This is a genomic window from Pallidibacillus pasinlerensis, assembly GCF_009996845.1.
GTDB classification, from domain to species: domain Bacteria; phylum Bacillota; class Bacilli; order Bacillales; family Caldibacillaceae; genus Pallidibacillus; species Pallidibacillus pasinlerensis.
Window position 1 is genome coordinate 24089 of record NZ_JAACYS010000019.1, and the last position, 20201, is coordinate 44289.

Consider the following 20201-nt stretch of genomic DNA (forward strand, 5'->3'; position numbering starts at 1 on the left):
CCCTTTTCTTATTTCGCATGCATTTTAAATTCTAAATATAATTCATTATAGTAATTCAACATATCTGGACCTAGGTTTTCGTACACTTCCAGTTTGTCTGTTAATTCCGGTGATGGGTAAAAACGTTCATCAGTCACCGTTTCTTCTGGTAACAGTTCCATGGCAGCTTTATTCGGGGTGGAATATCCAACATAATCAGCATTCTGTGCTGCAACTTCAGCATCTAGCATAAAATTAATAAATTTATGGGCTCCATCTACATTTTTAGCTGTTTTAGGAATGACCATATTATCAAACCACAGATTCGATCCTTCTTCTGGTACAGCATAGTCGAGATTTTCATTTTCCCACATCATATCTGCTGCATCACCACTCCAAACAACACCAATTGGAGCATCTTCATTTACCATTAACATCTTAATTTCATCACCGACAATAGCCTTAATATTCGGTTGTAATTTTACAAGTTTGTCCTTTGCTTCCTGTAAATGATCTTTATTTGTATCATTTAAAGAATAATGTAAACTGTTCAAGCCAAATCCGATAACTTCACGGGCTCCATCAACAAGTAAAATTTGGTTTTTTAAGTCAGGTGCCCATAAATCATCCCAACTAGTAAACGTTCTTCCTTCTTCTAACATCGTCGGATTATATACAATCCCAACCGTTCCCCAAAAATATGGAACAGAATACTCATTACCTGGATCAAAAGCCAAGTCTAGAAAACGCTCATCAATATTTTTTAAATTCGGCAGTTTAGAATGATCTAATGGGATGAGCGCGTCATTTTCCTTCATCCGTTCAATGGCATATTCTGAAGGAACGGCGATATCATACGCTGTACCACCTTGATCAATTTTCACCATCATCGCTTCATTGGAATCAAAAGTTTCATAAATGACTTTAATACCTGTTTCTTCTTCAAATTGATCAATTAAGTCAGGGTCAATATACTCGCCCCAGTTATATACTGTAATTGTATTATTACCAGCATAACCTTCCGCAGCATTTAAACGATTGACAATAAAAATGAGCAGAAACGAAATGACAAAAACGGTAACAAAAGCTTGAACTAATTTTCTCATTTTCTAGCCCCCAATCCGAACATCCGGCCGTTGGCATTCGTTCTTTTCGAAATAAAGTAATAACCAATGACAAGAAGAATTGTAAACAAGAATAATATTGTCGATAAAGCATTAATCGTTAAGGAAACCCCTTGACGAGCCATCGAGTAAATTTCAACAGATAAAGTTGTGAATCCATTCCCTGTCACGAAAAAAGTTACCGCAAAATCATCTAAAGAGTACGTTAGCGCCATGAAAAAACCAGCAAAAATCCCTGGTGTAATATATGGTAAAATTACTTTTGTCAAAACATGATATCGGTTCGCTCCCAAGTCCTTGGCAGCAGCTATTAACGAAGGACTCATTTCTTGTAATTTAGGTAGTACCATGATAACAACAATTGGCACAGAAAAAGCGATATGGGCTAACAAAACAGAAAAGAATCCTAACTGTATTCCAATAAAAGTAAATAATATTAAAAAGGATGCACCAATTACAACATCAGGACTAACAATTAAAATGTTATTCAATGATAATAAGAGATTTTTCATCTTATTTTTTCTAATATACCAAACAGCAATCGCACCTAGCGTACCGATTATTGTAGATATTGCTGCGGAAAGTAGCGCAATGATAATCGTATTTAAAACAATAATGAGTAGTCGAGTATCTGAAAGTAGTTCTCCATACCATTCCCAAGTAAAACTCTCGAATGCATACATTTTACCGCCACTATTGAATGAATAATACATTAAATAGAAAATCGGAGCGTACAAAATGACAAAGACAATCGCTAAATATATTGTTGATGGTTTAAATTTTCTCTTCATAATTTAATCCCCCGCTTCCGACTTCCTGAAATTACCATGATGAATACCATGATGATAATTAAAAATACCGCAATCGTAGAACCCATCCCCCAGTTTTGTGTTACTAAAAAGTGCTGTTCAACAGCTGTACCTAGGGTAATCACACGGTTTCCAGCAATAAGACGTGTTAGCATAAATAAACTTAATGCTGGGATAAATACTACTTGGCACCCAGATTTCACTCCATCAAGTGTTAAAGGAAAAATCACGTGACTAAACGTCGTCCAATTTGATGCTCCTAAATCTTTAGAAGCATCTACTAATGATGGATTTAATTTATCTAATGCATTATAAATTGGCAAAATCATAAATGGTATAAAAATATAAACGGACACAAAAATAAAACTGAAATCCGTAAATAATAATTGCTGTCTACCAATCCCGAATGTTTCTAACATCGCATTTGCAAAACCATACGTGCCAAAAATTCCAATAAAGGCATAAGCTTTTAATAATAGGTTAATCCAAGAAGGAACAATAATTAATAATAACCATAGTTGCTTATATTTTAATTTCGTTAAAAAGTATGCCGTTGGATAAGCAATAAGCAATGAAAATGCTGTAATTAAAAAGGCATACCAAAAGGAACTTAAAGCCATTTTTAAATAAACAGGTGTGAAAAACTTTATATAATTTTCAAATGTAAAATCACCATGTATGTCAAAAAATGAATAATAAACGATTAATACGATTGGTAGGACAACGAAAAGTACAATAAAAACAACGTAAGGGACAAGATACCAATTTCGATCTTTTACCATTATTCCTCATCCCCTTGTGTCGTATAGCTTTCTAAACGGGCATCAAATTCTTCTTCCGTCTCACCTAATCTCATAACATGAATATCTTCCGGTTCAAAGTATAACCCGATTTCATCGCCTACCGTTGCTCTTTTCGTTGAATGAATCATCCATTCATTTCCTTTTTCATCGTAACCAATAATTTCATAATGTACGCCTCGGAATAAAATAGAATCTACTTTTACTGTAAACTTACCTCGTTCCTTCGTAGTAATCTCTAAATCCTCTGGACGGATGACGATTTCCACTGTTTCGTTCGGCTTAAATCCTTGGTCAACACATTCATATTGTTTTCCTGCAAATTCTACAAGAAAGTCTTGAATCATTTTACCTGGGATAATATTCGATTCACCGATAAAGTCCGCAACAAAACGGTTAATTGGCTCATCATAAATATCCTTCGGCGTACCTCTTTGCTCAATTTTCCCTTCATTAATAACAAAGATTTCATCACTCATCGCTAACGCTTCTTCTTGATCATGGGTAACAAACACAAATGTTATTCCAAGTCGTTGTTGTAGTTCACGCAGTTCATACTGCATTTCTGAACGTAACTTCAAATCTAGGGCAGATAATGGTTCATCAAGCAATAGCACTTCTGGTTCATTAACAATGGCTCTCGCGATGGCTACCCGTTGTCTTTGTCCACCGGACATTTCCGTAATTTCTCGATTTTCATAACCATCTAAGTTAACAAAACGTAACGCGTCTTTAACTTTCTTTTCAATTTCATGATTTGGTAACTTTTTAACTCGTAACCCAAAAGCCACGTTATCAAATACGTTCAAATGCGGGAATAAAGCATAATCTTGAAAAACTGTATTCACTTGGCGCTTGTTCGCCGGTATATTGTTTACTAATAGATCATTTATGTAAATTTTTCCACTTGTTGCTTCTATTAGTCCAGAAATTAAGCGAAGAATGGTTGTTTTCCCGCATCCTGAAGGGCCAAGAAGGGTATAGAACTTACCTTTTTCCATTTCAAAACTTACATTATTAAGAATAGGTTTACTATCATCGTACTGTTTTGTTACATTTTCAAAGCGAATGATTGGTTGATTTGTCATTTCAGACTCCCCCTTCTTCCTTTATATGGCTTTTGTTATAAATATGATTCTGTTGCAACGAGTAATAATTTAGAGATTCCATCAAAGTCATTTATTATTTGATGTTCATGTGAAGCATGGAAATAAATCGCTTCTCCAGCCCGAGCGAAATACATTTTCTTCCCTAATTTAACTGCTACTTGTCCTTGTAAAACATATGCAAAGGTTTCAGATAAAGAAGGTTCAAATTCTTTAAATTTTCCATTTGGCTCTAACGTAAGAATAATTGGTTCCATGTCATTTTCATTAGATTCAGGAACGAGCCATTGAATCTGGTAACCTAATTCCTCATCAATAAATTCCGTTTGATCTTCATTATCATAAACAACCTTTTGTTCATGTTCTAAATCGTTAAAAAACTCCTTTGGCGAACAACCTAATACTTCTAGGATTGAAAAGAATGTTTCTATTGAAGGTGAACTTAAATCCCGTTCAATTTGCGATATGTATCCTTTCGTTAAATCTGTTCGTTCTCCAAGTTCTTCTTGTGTTAAACCTTTTTTTAACCTTAAATTTTTGATTTTTTTCCCTATACCTTTATACATGAATTCAACCTCTATACTTGTTTACTAAAAGTAAACCATTAGTAAATAAAGTTTTATAAAACTAAACTTAAAGTTTAATAATTTGAAATTCCAATTCCCTATTATACATTTTTTTGTATGTCTTGCAATGGTTTTTTTTTAAGAAATTTTTTTGCGAAAAAAAGCAAAATAAAAAAGGAGCTTTTCCACATATTACTACCAATTTCTAGCATTATTATTCCATTAACACTAGATATTATGTGATGTGGATTAGCTCCCTTAACTTCACATATTAACTTTTGCTGTCTTTTTCTATTTTTAACGGTAAATGAATCGTGAATTTCGTACCTTTTCCTTTCTCGCTCTCAACGTATATTTCACCCCGATGTAAACGAACAAGCTGTTGAACAATTGACAAACCTAGTCCGAATTCACCGAATGGATTACTTCTTCTTGAAACATCCGCTTTGTAAAATCGTTGCCATATATTTTCAATATCTTTTGGATCAATTCCGACTCCTGTATCTTCAATTTCTATTATAGTATAGTTTTCTGTCTGTTTTCCTCTTAAAAAAATGTTTCCGTTTTCGGTAAACTGAATCGAATTTTTAGTAATATTTAATACGATTTGAATAAGACGGTCATAGTCTGCAAATACAATTGGCTTACCTTCTAGTTCTACTAATATTTGACTTCCTCGGTTTTTGGCTTGGATTGCTAGTTGTTCTTCAACGATTTCAAATATATCGGCTAATTCGATTTCTTCTAGAGTTAATTTCACTTGGTTAGAACGTATTTTTTCATAATCTAAATTTTCATTCACTAACCGAATGAGCCGCTTTGTTTCCTGACTCGCTAACTGAAGCCCCTTTTCCTTTTCACTTTCAGGAATCATATCGTTTTGGAGGCCTTCAATAATGCCACTTATCGTTGTTAATGGCGTTCGCATTTCATGAGAGACATCTGCGATAAATTGTCGTTTGCGGTTTTCTAATATTTTTATTTCCTCATTCGATTTTTTTAATCGTTGAACCATTTTATTAAAATCGCTAGCTAACTCACCTATTTCATCAAAATCCGAATCTTGTACTCTTATATCATAATTCCCTTGGGCAACCGCAGATGTTGCATTTTGTAATTGCTTAATCCGTCTGCCGTGGATTTGTGATAAAAACCAACTTATAATAAAGGAAATAATAATCGTTACTAATACAGTCATCACTAAATAATCGTTAAACTCTTTAACTATTGCCTGTGTATTACTAATGGGAGCAGTAAGGATAATACCGCCATATAAATAATCACCCTTTACGTAAGGGAGGACGACAATCGAAGACGGATTACCTAGTCTGTCGTCCATTGTCACTGTAACCCCTCGACCATTTACTATCCTCGACCATTCCTCATCAGAGAACCGAATTCGTACATTTTTTTTATCTGGAGGATAGCGAATATCTCCTTGGGCATTAAATTGCCAAATGGTGATGTTTCGATTGTCTAGTACTTCTTGATACCCATTTAACGTAACCGTGTCATAAATAGAGATGAATTTTAATTCTTGTAAAATTTCATTTCCATAACTAATAAGTTCTTCTTCTTTATTTTTATATACTAAGTTTTCCGCAAACTGGGAAACAATGATACCAACTATAATAAAGGATACTGTTATGATGCCAATGTGACTTAGCAGTTGTTGATACATATATTTAAATTTCATTTATTCCACCATCTCATCAAATTTGTAGCCGACACCCCAAATCGTATGGAAAAACGGTTGCTTCTCTCTTCCAATTTTCTTCCTTAAACGTTTAATATGTACATCGACGGTACGTTCATCGCCGTAATATTGATACCCCCATACACGATCTAAAATTTGTTCCCTCGTAAACACTTGTCTAGGATGTTGAGCAAAAAACACAAGTAAATCAAACTCTTTCGGTGTTAAATCAGGAATTGCTTCTCCATCTAAAAAGACTTCCCTCGTTTCTTTATTTATTTTAAAATGATTAGTCTCGATCAACTCCATTTGTCCTTGGGATTGATTTCTATGATTTGCACGTCTAGTCACCGCTTTTATCCGTGCCATAAGCGTTAAAGGACTAAATGGTTTTGTCACATAATCATCTGCCCCAATTTCCAATCCTAACACTTGATCAGATTCTGAATCCTTTGCCGTCAACATAATAATCGGAACCATATTTTTCGTTTCTCGTATTTTACGGCAAATGGTCACCCCATCCATGCCAGGTAACATCCAATCGAGAATAATTAAGTCCCAATCTTCCGTAATTGCACGCTCATACCCTTCATTTCCATCATGAATGAAGACACCTTCAATTCCTTCTTTTATAAAAAACATGTCAATCATTGAACATACATTTTCATTATCTTCAACTACGAGAACTTTCATTATGTTACACCTCGATTTTTAACTATTACATTTATTATAACGAAAAAGGGACAAAAAAGGACCGAAAACCTTTATTAAAAATTTAATGGTTGGGTCATAGTTTTTTCATAGTTTTTTCATATTTATTCTTTATAGTTAAATTATCAAGGCTCTCCTTCCTTTTATATAGATTTCGGAGTTGTCCTAAAGTGAATACTTCCACATACAAGGACAACTCCCTCCCTTCATTCATCATTAATTACAACAGTTTTTTATTAGATTTTTTAAATCAATCGTTAACAAATTTAAGGAATATATTTTTCTTTTAATTGTAATTCTGCTGGATTTACAATTGTTTCATCTTGTCCTTTAACTTGAGCTGTTACACTAAATTCGATTGTATATACCTCATCTTCAGAAACCTGTTCTCCTAATTGATTCACAAAATCCCAATTCGTACTATAGTTCAGTTGATCTCCAGGGTCTAGTGTCACTTCCTTTATAACCATCGTAAAAAAACGTCCATCAGACCATTGATATATTAAATTACTATTTTTGTCATACACCCAAAAATCAAATTCCTGTCCAGAAGAAAAGGTAAAGGTGTGTCCTTGTTCTGAAATATTCTCTAGTGTAAAATCCAATAGAAGTTTTTGATCTTCCTTTTTTATATTTAACGTACTTTGGAAAGTTTCTCCCTCACTAGTTTCTATCTTTTTGAAATTTACCTTTTTCGTTTTAAGCTTTTCATCCAAATCAAGCTTTTCTTCTTTCAAATCTACACCTTCTTCTCCATTATCAACTTTCGCATTGTTTAACCCTTCGTTACTACTCCCACATCCAACTAATAACGAAACTATGATTACAGTAAAAAGCAAATAGAACTTATCTTTAATAAACGCCCGATTCATTTCATCACCTCATAATATAAGACGTATTAATTTAAATGAAGTTTCAAAATTGTTCATATAAAAAAAGGATTTGAAAGATAGGCATGTTATCTTTCAAATCCTTTTACATTATTAGAAAATAAACAGCATGATAATGATCGCAACAATAATTCGATATATTGCAAACGGTACAAGCTTAATTCGATTAATAAGTTTTAAGAAGAATTTTATCGAAACGAGTGCGAAAATGAAAGCTGCGATAAAACCAACGATAAAAAACGGAAGGGCGTCCATTGTGAAATATTCCCAGTTCTTTATTAAAGAGAGCCCACTAGCTCCTGCCATTATTGGTACAGCCATAATAAAGGTAAAATCCGAGGCAGCACGGTGACTAAGCCCTAAAACAACGCCACCGGAAATTGTGGCACCCGATCGAGAAAAACCAGGCCAGAGAGACATACATTGGAAAATCCCCATATAAAGAGCTTGTTTATACGTAATTTGGTCTACTGTTTCCGCAACTACCGGACGATTCTTTGAAAACACGTCAGCAAAAATCATCCAAAAGGCACCGAGAAACAACGCAATTACGACATATTCAACACCAAATAAAATTTCATCAATAATATCTTCAAAAAGTACACCTAAAACCCCTGCTGGAAGTATCCCGATAAGAATATGTGTTAATTTCAAATGACCTTTAGGTTTTTCCCCTAATTTATGTGACTTTTCTCCTAATCCAAGTAAGTCAATAAAACGATCCTTAAAGACAACTACAACAGCTAAAATAGAGCCAAGTTGAATAACTACTTTGAATGTATTTGCGACATACGGACTTCCTAAAAACTCTTGTGACTTTAACCATAAATCATCCACTATAACCATATGACCAGTGGAAGAAACAGGTGCAAACTCCGTCAAGCCTTCAACCATTCCAAGTATAAGTGCTTTTAAAAAGATTAAAAAATCCATACAAAAAACTCCTTATTTTTAAATTGGTAGTTTCAATTAGGATTGTTTATTTTTTCCTCTACGGAAGATATATATAAGCACGAAAACGGCAATAACAGCTAAAATTGCATAAACAATGTTTGAATAAATATCCATGTAATGTACAATTGCTTCCCAATTTTCACCAACTTTTGCACCGAGGCCAACTAAAATTGAATTCCAAATAATAGTCCCTACCGTCGTAAAAAATAAAAATATCCAAAAGTTCATTCGTGCCATACCAGCCGGAATCGAAATTAAACTACGTAACAACGGAATCATTCGGCAGAAAAATACCGTCCAGTACCCATACTTTTGAAACCAATCATCCGCCCGATATAAATCTTCTTTTTTAAGACGTAAAATATGGCCCCAGCGCTCGATAATTTTTTCTAATCGTTCAATATGTAAGACACGACCGAGCCAGTACAAAATAATCGCACCAATAACCGATCCTAATGTCGCGTAAAAAATAACACCCATTACGGTTAAATTTGTCGAATGGGTAGAAAACCCACCAAAAGTTAAGATGATTTCAGATGGAATAGGCGGAAACAAATTCTCTATACAAATAAGAAGAAAAACACCTAAATATCCAAACTGATCCATTATATCCATAATCCAATTTTCCATTGCAGTTCTTTATCCTCCTAATAAAATTCATTGTAGCGTTTTTATTACTTGTCCATTATAAATGTATTTCTCAAATAGATATGTATGATTATTTCATCAATATTTTTAAAATCACTATAAACTCACTTGTTTAATATTATCATCTTATAAATTGGATGGAAAGATTTACATGAGGATTACATATAAAAACGTACAAAAGATTTTAATAGGAAAGACAATAAAGGGCAGGATATTCCCGCCCTTTATCATCACATTTATGTGATATTTTCCTACCTACCGATGATTTGCCTTTGCATTTCTTAACAAAATAAATGTAGATTGACTCATTTCTGTTTGGCCATTCACTTGCGAATTCGTGCGTTTCGATCTTGTCCAATTTCGACGGAACAATTCATGGGTACGATCGACACTATTATGAAATCGCATGTAATCACCTCGTGGTAGGATTTGATATTCAAAAAGAATATCATTTTTAATTTATGTACTTTTTTATAAATTATAAGTTGTAATTAAAATGCATTTTTCTTTACATTACTGTTGAGTTATATCAAGATAATTTTTAGTGCAAGTAATTGTCAAAATAAATTATTTTGAAATTGCAAGTACCAATTTAATCCTTAACCATTTTGTCACAAATTGAGTCCCCATACTTCACGTATATGGTTTACAATGTGAGTGTAGTGGTAACTACTTTGTTCAAGGTGGCATTTTTCTCAATGACGAAAAGAAAACCTTTACAAAGTATTACTTGAGGTTTTGTGAAATAAGTAACATTTTTGACAATTTTGTGAAAACATTTTGTCAAAAATGTGAACTTATAAAAATATTACCTATTAAGTTTACAAACAATTAATAGAAAGGGAGAGTTGTATGAAAAAGCTTAAAGGCCTCATACTTTCAGCCAGCTTACTTTTAGCAGTACTATTTTTAAGCGGCTGTGAATTGATTGTCTTTGATTCAGCAGGACCGATGGCGCAAATTATTACAGACGTCATCAACTGGTCACTTATCTGGATCGGGCTTATCGTAGTAGTAGTACTCGCACTATTTATAGTTTTTGTATGGAAATATCGAGCTCGTCCAGATAACGAAGATTATATGCCTCCACAAGAAGAAGGTAACAAAGTAATTGAAGTAATTTGGACTTTAATTCCAATCGTAATTGTTGTAATTTTACTAGTTCCTACAGTGAAATCACTATACGCACTTGAAGAAGTACCAGCAGAATATGCAGATCAAGAGCCACTAGTGATTCATGTAACTTCCGCTGACTGGAAGTGGATATTCAGTTATCCAGAAGAAAACATTGAAACAATTAACTATGTAACAATTCCGACAGAACGTCCGGTTATTTTTAAATTAACTTCTGCAGGAACAATGCAGTCATTCTGGATTCCACAATTAGCTGGTCAAAAATATACAATGGCGAACATGGAAACAGAATTACCAATTGTAGCTGAAAGAGAAGGCGAATATTTTGGTAGAAATACAAGCTTTAACGGTGAAGGTTACCAAGAAATGGAGTTTAGTGTCGAAGCAGTTTCTCAAGAAGACTTTGATGCTTGGGTAGAGGAAGTACATGCACATGCTCCTGAATTAACTGAAGAAGAATATTATGAAAAACTTCAACCATCACATCTTGGAAGAGAAACATATGTAGGCACACACTTACAATGGATTAACCACGCTGAACATGGTGGTAATGCAAACGAAAGAATTTTAAACCCTGAAGCATATCGCGGACATGGATACCCAGGTAAGATCTTCCATGATCCTGCAGAAGTACCAGAAAATGAAAATGAAAACGGAGGTGGCCATAGTGGACATTAAATGGGATCAAATATTAATTATTGAAGAACCGATAATGTTTTGGACTTTTATCGGCTTGATTGTATCATCAATTGGTCTTGTCGCTGGGCTAACCTACTTTAAAAAGTGGGGTTGGTTGTGGAGAGAATGGTTAACTTCCACTGACGCTAAGAAAGTCGGCATCATGTACATCGTACTCGCTATTGTAATGCTAGTACGTGGTGGTATCGATGCGTTAATGATGAAATATCAAACAGCTGTACCAGAAAACACATTCTTAAGTTCTCAACACTTTAACGAAGTATTCTCGGCACACGGTACAATCATGATTTTCTTCATGGCAATGCCTATTCTATTCGGTATTATGAACCTCGTAGTACCATTACAAATCGGAGCAAGAGACGTTGCATTCCCTAAACTAAACTTGCTTGGTTTTTGGATTACAACGGCTGCTGCAGTTCTATATAACATCGCATTCCTAGTTGGTGGTTCACCGGATGCAGGTTGGACTTCTTACTTCCCATTAGCAGGTAAAGAGTTCACACCAGGTATCGGTAACAACTATTACTATGTAGCACTTCAGATTTCTGGATTCGGTTCAATGATTATTGCCATTAACTTTATGGTAACAATTTTAAAAATGCGTGCTCCAGGTATGGGATTATTTAAAATGCCAATGTTTACTTGGACAACGCTAATCACATGTTTAATCATGATTATTGCTTTCCCTATTTTCACAATTGCTTTACTTGCAGGTATGTTAGACCGTGTATTCGGTTCTCACTTCTTTACCGTTGCAGACGGTGGTCTAGATATGATGTGGGCAAACCTATTCTGGTTATGGGCTCACCCAGAGGTTTATATCGTTGTCCTACCGGCATTCGGTATTATCTCTGAAGTCGTTGCAACATTCTCTAAGAAACGTCTATACGGTTACCATTCAATGGTATGGGCTGTTATCGTAATCTCTGTATTTAGTTTACTTGTATGGGTTCACCACTTCTATACAATGGGTGTAGGACCAACAGTTAACTCTGTATTCTCAATTACAACTCTGGCAATTGCGGTACCAACAGGTATTAAATTATTTAACTGGCTCTTTACAATGCGTAAAGGACGAATTGCTTTTGAACAGCCAATGTTATGGGCACTTGGATTTATCCCAACATTCTTAATTGGTGGGGTAACAGGGGTTATGCTTGGAATGGCTTCCGCCGACTTCCAATATCATAATACATTATTCCTAGTTGCTCACTTCCACTACACATTAGTTGGTGGGGTTGTTTACGCAGTATTCGCGGCAATCTATTACTGGTGGCCGAAGTTCTTTGGTTTCAAACTTAACCATAAACTTGGAAACTGGCATTTCTGGTTATTCAATGTCGGATTTAACTTATCATTCTTCCCACTGTTCTTCCTTGGATTAGACGGAGCAGCAAGACGTATGTACACTTACTCTGCAGAAACAGGGTTTGGACCATTATACATGCTAAGTTTCATCGGAACGTTACTCATTGCAGCTGGTGTAGTCTTCTTTGTAATCAATATGGTTTACAGTTCATTGAAAGAAAAACGTATTACAGATCGTGATGTTTGGGGTACAGGTAGAACATTAGAATGGTTAGTACCGACTCCAGTACCAGCTTACAACTTTGCAGTAATCCCTAAAGTTGAAGCACTTGATGAAGTATGGCACAGAAAAGAAACTGGTAAAGCCTTAGCTTTTGATGAAAAAGAAATTAAAGATATTCATATGCCTAGTCATTCTGGATTACCATTCTATATGTTTGTCGCATTCTTTATCTCTGGATTCTTGTTCGTTTGGGAATTCCAAGCTTTAGCAATTGCATCTCTAGCTCTTCCATTCTTAGGAATGGCCATAAACTCCTTCACATCCTATGACGAAGGATACTATATCCCGGCGAAGGAAGTAATCGAAACAGAACGCAAAGGCGGGGGTGAACAACAATGGAAAGCAAAATAACAAATTATTCCGTTCCGACTGAATATCAGTCGGAACTAGGAAAAATGAATATATTAGGATTCTGGATTTTTATCGCAGCAGAAATTATTTTGTTCGCAACATTATTTGCTCTATATGGCGTTTACCATGACCGTATTGGTGATGGTCCGGCAGGTCCTGAGGTATTTGTTATCAAAGACGTTGTTATTCAAACAGTTCTCTTATTAACAAGTAGCTTTACATGTGGTTATGTAATTACATCTATGCGTAGAGGTAATGTAAAAGGAGCAATTGTTTGGATTGCAATTACTCTTCTGTTCGGTTTAGGTTTCCTTGTTATGGAAATCAATGAATTTATTCACTATGTGAACGCTGGTTTAGCAATTCAAACTAGTGCTTTCGGTTCAAGCTTATTAACACTTCTAGGAACACACGGTGCCCACGTTACATTCGGATTATTCTGGGGTATCATCTTAGCAATTCAGTTAGCTCAAAGAGGTATTACTGCTTTCACAGCAAGTAAAGTACACATCTGGAGTATTTACTGGCACTTCCTAGACGTTGTTTGGATTTTCGTCTTCACATTCGTTTACTTAGGAGGGTTGATGTAAGCTATGAGTAGCAAAACACATGCATCTGGTGTAGGTAATATCGTCGGTTATGTCTTAGGGTTAATTCTTACATTTGCAGCTGTCTGGATTGTTTTAGAATCTTCCTTAGCAACATCAATGAAATGGACGATAATCTCAATCTTTGCTATCATTCAAGCTGGATTACAACTCTTCATGTTCATGCATATGTCTGAAGGTGAAGATCGAGATGCAAAAGTTGTTCACACAGTATATGCAATCTTCATGGGTATTATAGTTGTGTTTGGATCCATCTGGGTTATGACTGCAGGACACCCAATCGGATAATTAACCTTTATAAAAAGAACGCTAATTTCTCAGCGTTCTTTTTTCTTTTGCCTTTTTTGAAATCTTTCTTATTGAAATTACCTGCAAATCATATTATGTTGTTAATTATATAAAGTACTAACAACATTACTTCATATATGTACTGGATTCAATCAGTTTTTACGGGACTGACAGGTTTACTAGCAAATTTAAGTATCGTTTATTTAACGGGAGAGATTCATATGAAAAAAGCGATGAAAATTTTAATCCAAGTAGCTGTGATTATCATTATTTGTAAACTAGGAGAAGCAATACAAGCCTGGTCTCAAATCCCTATCCCTGGTAGTATTATCGGTCTATTAATACTTTTTATTCTTCTAATTGCAAAGGTCATTCCAGAAAAATGGATTATGGATGGTTCTAACTTTTTATTATCGATTATGACATTGCTTTTTGTACCTGCAACTGTCGGCATTATGAATTACTTCCATATTTTCCAAGGGAAAGGATGGTTACTCATTTTATTCATGATTTTAAGTACGGTTCTTGTAATGTTAAGCTCTGGATTTGTCGCTGAAAAGTGGGGTAAAAAATCAGTAGAACAGGAGGATCATTTTACGGCATGAAAATTATAATAGTAACCATTTTTTTCATTTTAATGACTATATGTATCTATATGATTGCAACTAAATTATATAATAAATTCCGACTTCCTATTTTAAACCCGGCTTTAATTACGACCATTGCAGTTATTATTATCCTCCAGCTATTTCACATTTCATACGATACATATATGTTTGGTGGGCAATGGATTCATGAATTACTTGGTCCCTCCGTTGTTGCTTTAGCTTACCCTTTATACAAACATATTAGTCTTATTATGAAACATTTTAAAATTATAATTTCATGTATTATGATAGGAATAATTGTAAATATCATTTCAGTATCAGCTTTTTTATTTCTAGCCGGTTTTTCAAAGGAGATTACTCTATCGGCGATTCCAAAATCAATTACGAATGCAGTTGCAATAGAAGTAGCAAATCAAATCGGTGGCATTCCTTCATTAACTGTCGTTTTTGTTATGATGGCGGGTTTTACAGGTATTATCATCGGTCCTTATCTTTTCAAATGGTTTAATATTAAAAGTGACTTGGCGCGAGGAATGAGCTTCGGAAATGCTTCACACGGAATCGGTACAGCAAAAGCGTTAGAGTACGGTAAAGCCACTGGTTCAATTAGCACGACAGGAATGATTTTATCAGCAATATTTAGTTCCTTTTTAATCCCATTAATGTTTATCTTATTATTTTAATAAAAGATAAAAAAGAGGCTTCCCATATAAAAGGAAAACCTCTTTTTTCATTTAAGCGTTAATATATTCTTCACCAATTGCTGCTAAGCGCTCTTTAATTTGCTCATCAGTTAAACCATGTTCTTTTACATATAAGTTTCTTGGATGAACACGACATTCATGAGTACATCCACGTAAATATTTATACTCATTTTCTTCAGAACATAAAATTTGTTTATTACATTCTGGATTGGCACAGTTCACATAGCGTTCGCATGGCTCACCGTCGAAATAATCACGGCCAACTACAACATGTTCCACTTGGTTAACTGGTACAGCAATACGTTCATCAAAGACGTATAATTTACCGTCCCACATTTGACCTTTTACTTCAGGATCTTTACCATAAGTAACAACTCCGCCATGTAATTGATAAACGTCTTCAAAACCTTCACGCTTTAACCAGCCGGAGAATTTCTCACAACGTATTCCACCAGTACAATAAGTTAAAATTGTTTTACCTTCAAATAAATGTTTATTTTCAAGGAACCATTCAGGAGTTTCACGGAAGGTTTTCACATCAGGACGAATCGCACCACGAATATGACCTAAATCATATTCATAATCATTCCGCACATCGATTACAACCGTATTATGATCTTGCATCTTTTGGAAAAATTCCTTCGGTTCTAAATAATGACCTGTTAGTTCATTCGGATCAATATCTTCTTCTAAACTTAAGTTTACAATTTCTTTACGGAAACGCACATGCATTTTTTTGAAAGCATGACCTTCTGCTTCATCAATTTTAAATACCATATCGCTAAAACGTGGATCTTGTTTCATTGCTTCCATATACTTGTTTGTTTGTTCAACAGTACCTGAAACAGTCCCGTTAATGCCTTCATAACCAATATGAATACGACCCTTTAAGCCTAAATCTTTACAGAACTGTAAATGTTCTTGAGTAAAAGTCTCTGGGTCTTCAATATCTACATATTTATAATATAGTAATACTCGATAATCCATTTTTTAAAATTCGCTCCCTTATACTCCAAATATAATGTCACTGTTTTTTATTTTAACATAGTTTGTATAGTGTTTAACATATTTTTGTTTTAGTAATGTTCTCCAACTAAAATGGATAATCGTATTGTTACTATTTTTATTCCTTTCCTAAGCAAAATCATTTTAAACTCGAAGAAAAAAATAGCTATTAAAGTTTTTATATAAACTTCAATAGCATGACCCGCACATTTATTTTGTTATTATTAGCCGTAATTTTGGACGTCTTTTTTTCGTTTGCTCTTCTTTTTTTACTAAATAAAATATAAGGAAGTTTGCAGCACCTAAAAACAATAAGAACGCTGTACTTAATACTTGACCAGACATTACTCCAATAATAATGGCGATCATGCAATAAAGCCCTGCTCCAAGACAATAATAAGCTAAAAATTTACCCATCATTCAACCTCCTTATTTAATTTTATATTACTCGTTCAAAAAATATTCACCTTTTGTTCACAGAATATTCATATTTTCATTATACATGACAACCCTCAGAATTGAAAGGGTTTTCTTTGTAAAATTTATAATTATCTATATTTTTGAAATATTTTTTTAAAACAGCTTTTTTACCCTCTTGTTTCTATATTTTCCATACTACATATTCGCAAAAAGGGTAGATTAATGAAGGAAAAGGAGGGTTTCATATGAGGAAAAGATTTATTTTATTTATTATAATGCTTACTCTTTTAATTCCGACTTCGACATACGCTCAAACAACATATATCGTTAAACCTGGAGACAGTATGTGGAAAATCGCTATGAAGCACCAAGTTGGATTGAGTGAAATTATACGTGCGAATCCACATATTAAAAATCCTGCTTTAATTTATCCAAATCAAAAATTAACGATACCAGACATCTCAGAGAAAAACTTTGAAACACAAGTTGTTAAGTTTGTTAACCATGAGCGGGCAAAACGCGGTTTAAAACCTTTAGAACATAATTGGGAATTATCTCGAGTCGCAAGACATAAAAGTATGGATATGCGGGATCGTCGATATTTTTCTCATACATCTCCAACATATGGTAGTCCGTTTACAATGATTCAAAATTATGGGATCCGTTATTCTGCAGCCGGGGAAAACATTGCAATGGGCCAGAGCACGCCACAAGCCGTTGTTCAATCATGGATGAATAGATCGGGACATCGAGCTAATATATTAAGTGCGAACTTTACTGAAATAGGTGTAGGCTATGCTAAAGGCGGTACTGGTGGACATTACTGGACACAATTATTCATTAGAAAATAAAGCGCCCAATACGAGAAGAGTGGGGAATCATTCCTCCACTCTTTTTTTGTTAAAATTATTTTTTTAACATGGCAACTTGTTGTCGCACTTTTTCAATATTGGCCATCTTATTATCCCAACAAGCTTGACTTAAATCAACTGGATATTGTTCAGGATTTAATGTTCGCTTATATTCATCCCATAATAAATCTAAATTTTCATCAACGTATTTTTTTATTTCACTAATCCCTGGTAATTCGTAAACCAATTCACCGTTAATGAATATATCTTGATGTAATTCTTTCGCTTCAAAGTTCGTTACATATTTACTTATAAATGTATGAACTGGATGGAACATTTTTAGCGGCTCTTCCTCTTGTGGTTTTTCCCATTCAAGTGCAATATAATCGCCTTCAGATTTCCAACTATGTTTATTAATAATACGATATAGTCGTTTTAATCCAGGTGTCGTTACTTTTTCTGGATTACCACTTATTTTTATCGTATCTACTAACTTACCATCTTCTTCTATCGCAACTAATTTATAAACGGCACCTAAAGCTGGCTGGTCATAGGCTGTAATTAATTTCGTACCTATTCCCCAACTATCGATTTTCGCACCTTGGGATTTTAAATTTAATATCATTATCTCATCTAAATCATTTGATGCAAAAATTTTCGCATTCGGAAAACCAGCATCATCCAACATCTTTCTAGCAACCTTCGATAAATATGTAAGATCACCACTATCAATACGAATACCAATAAAGTTAATCTCATCTCCTAATTCTTTGGCAACACGAATAGCATTAGGAACACCCGATTTTAACGTATCATATGTATCCACTAAAAATACGCAATCTTTATGGACTTTTGCATATTTATAAAATGCTTCATATTCATCATGGTACACTTGGATCATTGAATGAGCCATCGTACCTGAAACAGGTATTCCAAACAGTTTACCTGCACGCACATTTGATGTAGAACCACAGCCACCTATTACCGCTGCTCTCGCTCCCCAAATTGCGGCATCCATCTCTTGGGCACGTCTTGCACCAAATTCAGCAATCGGTTCATCTCCGACAACTTGTTTAATTCGCGATGATTTTGTAGCAATTAACGTTTGATAATTCACAATATTAAGTAAAGCGGTTTCAATTAATTGCGCTTCAGCCAACGTTGTATCTACACGTATTAATGGTTCATTAGCAAATACTATTTCACCTTCAACAACAGAACGAACATTACCTGTAAAACGGAGGGTTTTTAAGTATTCTAAAAAGTCTTCCTGATAACCAAGTTCTCGTAAGTACGCGATATCATCATCAGAAAATTTAAAGTTAGCGATATAATCAATGATTTTTTCTAACCCAGCAAAAATGGCATAGCCATTACCGAATGGCATCTCCCGGAAATAAACATCGAATACTGCCCGTTTATTATGTATTCCATCCTGCCAATATGACTGAACCATATTAATCTCGTATAGATCCGTATGTAAAGCCAAAGAATTGTCGGCGTATTTTCTATTCAACTCTTTAACCCCCGTAGTAGAAAAATTTACATTATCCTAATTATCTTAACAATATATTCATATGTATATTATAACATTGTTCATTCATAACTCTACAAAAGATATAAAAAAACTCGCTAGTAAGCGAGCTTTTAAGTAATGATAAATTTTTAAGAATATTTATGGTTTCAGAATGACTTTTATACAGCTTTCCTGCTTTGTATCAAATACCCCGTAGCCTTTCTCTGCTTGTTCTAACGGTAATAACAATTCAAGAAAATCATAGTTTAGAACTTTAATTTTACAACGGACGCAGGCAAATCCGCCATTTCACTCCTGATTTTATACCATATGCATTAGCAAAGGAGCCTTGATTAATTGCCACACCAATTTTATCTAAGGAATTGACAAACAATAATGGATCCCCTAAATGAGTTTCTGCAAATGTACGGACAAAGCTCATCCTACTCTTATAAACTTGGCGGGAGCCATTTTCAATCGTCACTTCAAAAACATCACCAAAACTCACCTTTAATTCCTTAAATAAATCGTAATTAATATTTGTCCATAAATTGCCAAAACGAATATCTAAAATATCAATGTTTCCAATAATCGTTCCATTTTCACTTTGAACCTTTGGAATTCGTAATTTTACGAGCTGTTCAATTGGGACTTCTTCACCAACGTCTTCTAGTTTTATCACACCTGAAGCAATTCTTGCTCCTGTATAAGCGAAAATATCCCGTCCATGAAATGTATATGACACACCTGAATTTGGAAGTCGATTTTTTTCCTCATCAATCACCCACGCTTTTGTAATGCCAATTTCATTTATTAAATGGGTAAGAGTACCATTGTCTGGTGTAATCACATAATTATTGAATTTTGTTTTAGCAACAACACTTTTACGATTTGAACCAACTCCTGGATCTACTACTGATACAAACACCGTTTCGGCTGGCCAATAATTTATCGTTTGGTACAACCGGTAGGATGCATCCCAAATATTAAACTGTGGAATATCATGGGTTAAATCATATATTTGAAGTGTTGGATTGACTGAAAGTGCCACTCCATACATTGCACTTACCGCTCCATCACTTCTGCCAAAATCTGTTTGAAAAACTATCGGTCGATTCATTTTCATACCCCCTCATACTAAGT

At 34.5% G+C, this 20201-nt stretch carries 22 protein-coding genes; 7 read left to right on the top strand and 15 right to left on the bottom strand.

What is annotated here, in order from left to right; all coding sequences use genetic code 11:
• Positions 1–8 precede the first annotated feature (8 nt).
• The 11 genes from GW534_RS06075 to GW534_RS06125 form a co-directional block, all read right to left on the bottom strand.
• On the bottom strand, positions 9–1085 hold the full coding sequence (locus GW534_RS06075; RefSeq protein ID WP_161920166.1) for an ABC transporter substrate-binding protein: 1077 nt from the start codon (positions 1083–1085) through the stop codon (positions 9–11).
• Positions 1082–1894, bottom strand: coding sequence for an ABC transporter permease (locus GW534_RS06080; protein WP_161920167.1), 813 nt, complete (start codon positions 1892–1894; stop codon positions 1082–1084). Before GW534_RS06080 ends, GW534_RS06075 begins: the two co-directional genes overlap by 4 nt.
• Positions 1891–2694 carry an ABC transporter permease gene (locus GW534_RS06085; protein WP_161920168.1) on the bottom strand — a complete coding sequence of 268 codons (804 nt, stop codon included), beginning with the start codon at positions 2692–2694 and terminating at the stop codon, positions 1891–1893. Before GW534_RS06085 ends, GW534_RS06080 begins: the two co-directional genes overlap by 4 nt.
• Complete coding sequence (locus GW534_RS06090; protein WP_161920169.1) at positions 2694–3800, bottom strand: ABC transporter ATP-binding protein; 1107 nt, start codon at positions 3798–3800, stop codon at positions 2694–2696. The genes GW534_RS06085 and GW534_RS06090 overlap by 1 nt, the downstream gene beginning before the upstream one ends.
• A 35-nt stretch (positions 3801–3835) precedes the next feature.
• Positions 3836–4384, bottom strand: a complete 549-nt coding sequence (locus tag GW534_RS06095; protein ID WP_161920170.1) for a helix-turn-helix domain-containing protein — start codon at positions 4382–4384, stop codon at positions 3836–3838.
• Between the two features lie 271 nt (positions 4385–4655).
• Complete coding sequence (locus GW534_RS06100) at positions 4656–6080, bottom strand: sensor histidine kinase (RefSeq protein ID WP_161920171.1); 1425 nt, start codon at positions 6078–6080, stop codon at positions 4656–4658.
• A complete protein-coding gene (locus tag GW534_RS06105) occupies positions 6081–6773 on the bottom strand; it encodes a response regulator transcription factor (RefSeq protein ID WP_161920172.1) in 693 nt (230 codons plus the stop codon).
• A 284-nt stretch (positions 6774–7057) separates the two neighbouring features.
• Positions 7058–7663 (bottom strand): BsuPI-related putative proteinase inhibitor, encoded by a 606-nt coding sequence (locus tag GW534_RS06110; RefSeq protein ID WP_161920173.1) that lies wholly within the window; start codon positions 7661–7663, stop codon positions 7058–7060.
• Positions 7664–7774: 111 nt separating this feature from the next.
• Complete coding sequence (locus GW534_RS06115; protein WP_161920174.1) at positions 7775–8614, bottom strand: undecaprenyl-diphosphate phosphatase; 840 nt, start codon at positions 8612–8614, stop codon at positions 7775–7777.
• Between the two features lie 36 nt (positions 8615–8650).
• A complete protein-coding gene (locus GW534_RS06120) occupies positions 8651–9265 on the bottom strand; it encodes a DedA family protein (RefSeq protein ID WP_161920175.1) in 615 nt (204 codons plus the stop codon).
• 273 nt (positions 9266–9538) lie between these two features.
• Positions 9539–9691: a YpzG family protein gene (locus GW534_RS06125; protein WP_161920176.1), complete on the bottom strand. Its 153-nt coding sequence runs from the start codon at positions 9689–9691 to the stop codon at positions 9539–9541.
• A gap of 444 nt (positions 9692–10135) precedes the next feature.
• On the opposite strand from GW534_RS06125, the gene qoxA reads away from it, so the two are divergent.
• The 6 genes from qoxA (at position 10136) to GW534_RS06155 (ending at position 15245) form a co-directional block, all read left to right on the top strand.
• A complete protein-coding gene (gene qoxA, locus GW534_RS06130) occupies positions 10136–11095 on the top strand; it encodes a cytochrome aa3 quinol oxidase subunit II (protein WP_161920177.1) in 960 nt (319 codons plus the stop codon).
• Entirely contained in the window at positions 11085–13058 is a 1974-nt protein-coding gene (locus tag GW534_RS06135) for a cbb3-type cytochrome c oxidase subunit I (protein WP_161920178.1), read from the top strand. Before qoxA ends, GW534_RS06135 begins: the two co-directional genes overlap by 11 nt.
• The gene (locus GW534_RS06140; RefSeq protein ID WP_161920179.1) at positions 13043–13648 is read left to right on the top strand and encodes a cytochrome (ubi)quinol oxidase subunit III; all 606 of its coding nucleotides are present in this window, start codon (positions 13043–13045) and stop codon (positions 13646–13648) included. The genes GW534_RS06135 and GW534_RS06140 overlap by 16 nt, the downstream gene beginning before the upstream one ends.
• Positions 13649–13651: 3 nt before the next feature.
• A complete protein-coding gene (qoxD, locus tag GW534_RS06145; RefSeq protein WP_161920180.1) occupies positions 13652–13954 on the top strand; it encodes a cytochrome aa3 quinol oxidase subunit IV in 303 nt (100 codons plus the stop codon).
• A gap of 137 nt (positions 13955–14091) precedes the next feature.
• Entirely contained in the window at positions 14092–14559 is a 468-nt protein-coding gene (locus tag GW534_RS06150; protein WP_161920181.1) for a CidA/LrgA family protein, read from the top strand.
• Complete coding sequence (locus tag GW534_RS06155; RefSeq protein WP_246203975.1) at positions 14556–15245, top strand: LrgB family protein; 690 nt, start codon at positions 14556–14558, stop codon at positions 15243–15245. Before GW534_RS06150 ends, GW534_RS06155 begins: the two co-directional genes overlap by 4 nt.
• 51 nt (positions 15246–15296) lie before the next feature.
• On the opposite strand, the gene trhO is transcribed toward GW534_RS06155, so the two are convergent.
• Entirely contained in the window at positions 15297–16253 is a 957-nt protein-coding gene (trhO, locus tag GW534_RS06160) for an oxygen-dependent tRNA uridine(34) hydroxylase TrhO (RefSeq protein WP_161920182.1), read from the bottom strand.
• A gap of 228 nt (positions 16254–16481) precedes the next feature.
• Positions 16482–16688: a hypothetical protein gene (locus GW534_RS06165; RefSeq protein ID WP_161920183.1), complete on the bottom strand. Its 207-nt coding sequence runs from the start codon at positions 16686–16688 to the stop codon at positions 16482–16484.
• Positions 16689–16936: 248 nt separating this feature from the next.
• Between GW534_RS06165 and GW534_RS06170 the strand changes: the two genes are divergently transcribed.
• Positions 16937–17542, top strand: a complete 606-nt coding sequence (locus GW534_RS06170; protein ID WP_161920184.1) for a CAP domain-containing protein — start codon at positions 16937–16939, stop codon at positions 17540–17542.
• 55 nt (positions 17543–17597) lie between these two features.
• Here the strand turns inward: GW534_RS06170 and GW534_RS06175 are convergent, their stop codons facing one another.
• Both GW534_RS06175 and GW534_RS06180 read right to left on the bottom strand, forming a co-directional pair.
• Entirely contained in the window at positions 17598–19058 is a 1461-nt protein-coding gene (locus GW534_RS06175; RefSeq protein WP_161920185.1) for a nicotinate phosphoribosyltransferase, read from the bottom strand.
• Positions 19059–19338: 280 nt separating this feature from the next.
• Positions 19339–20178 (bottom strand): SAM hydrolase/SAM-dependent halogenase family protein, encoded by an 840-nt coding sequence (locus tag GW534_RS06180; protein ID WP_161920186.1) that lies wholly within the window; start codon positions 20176–20178, stop codon positions 19339–19341.
• Positions 20179–20201 lie beyond the last annotated feature (23 nt).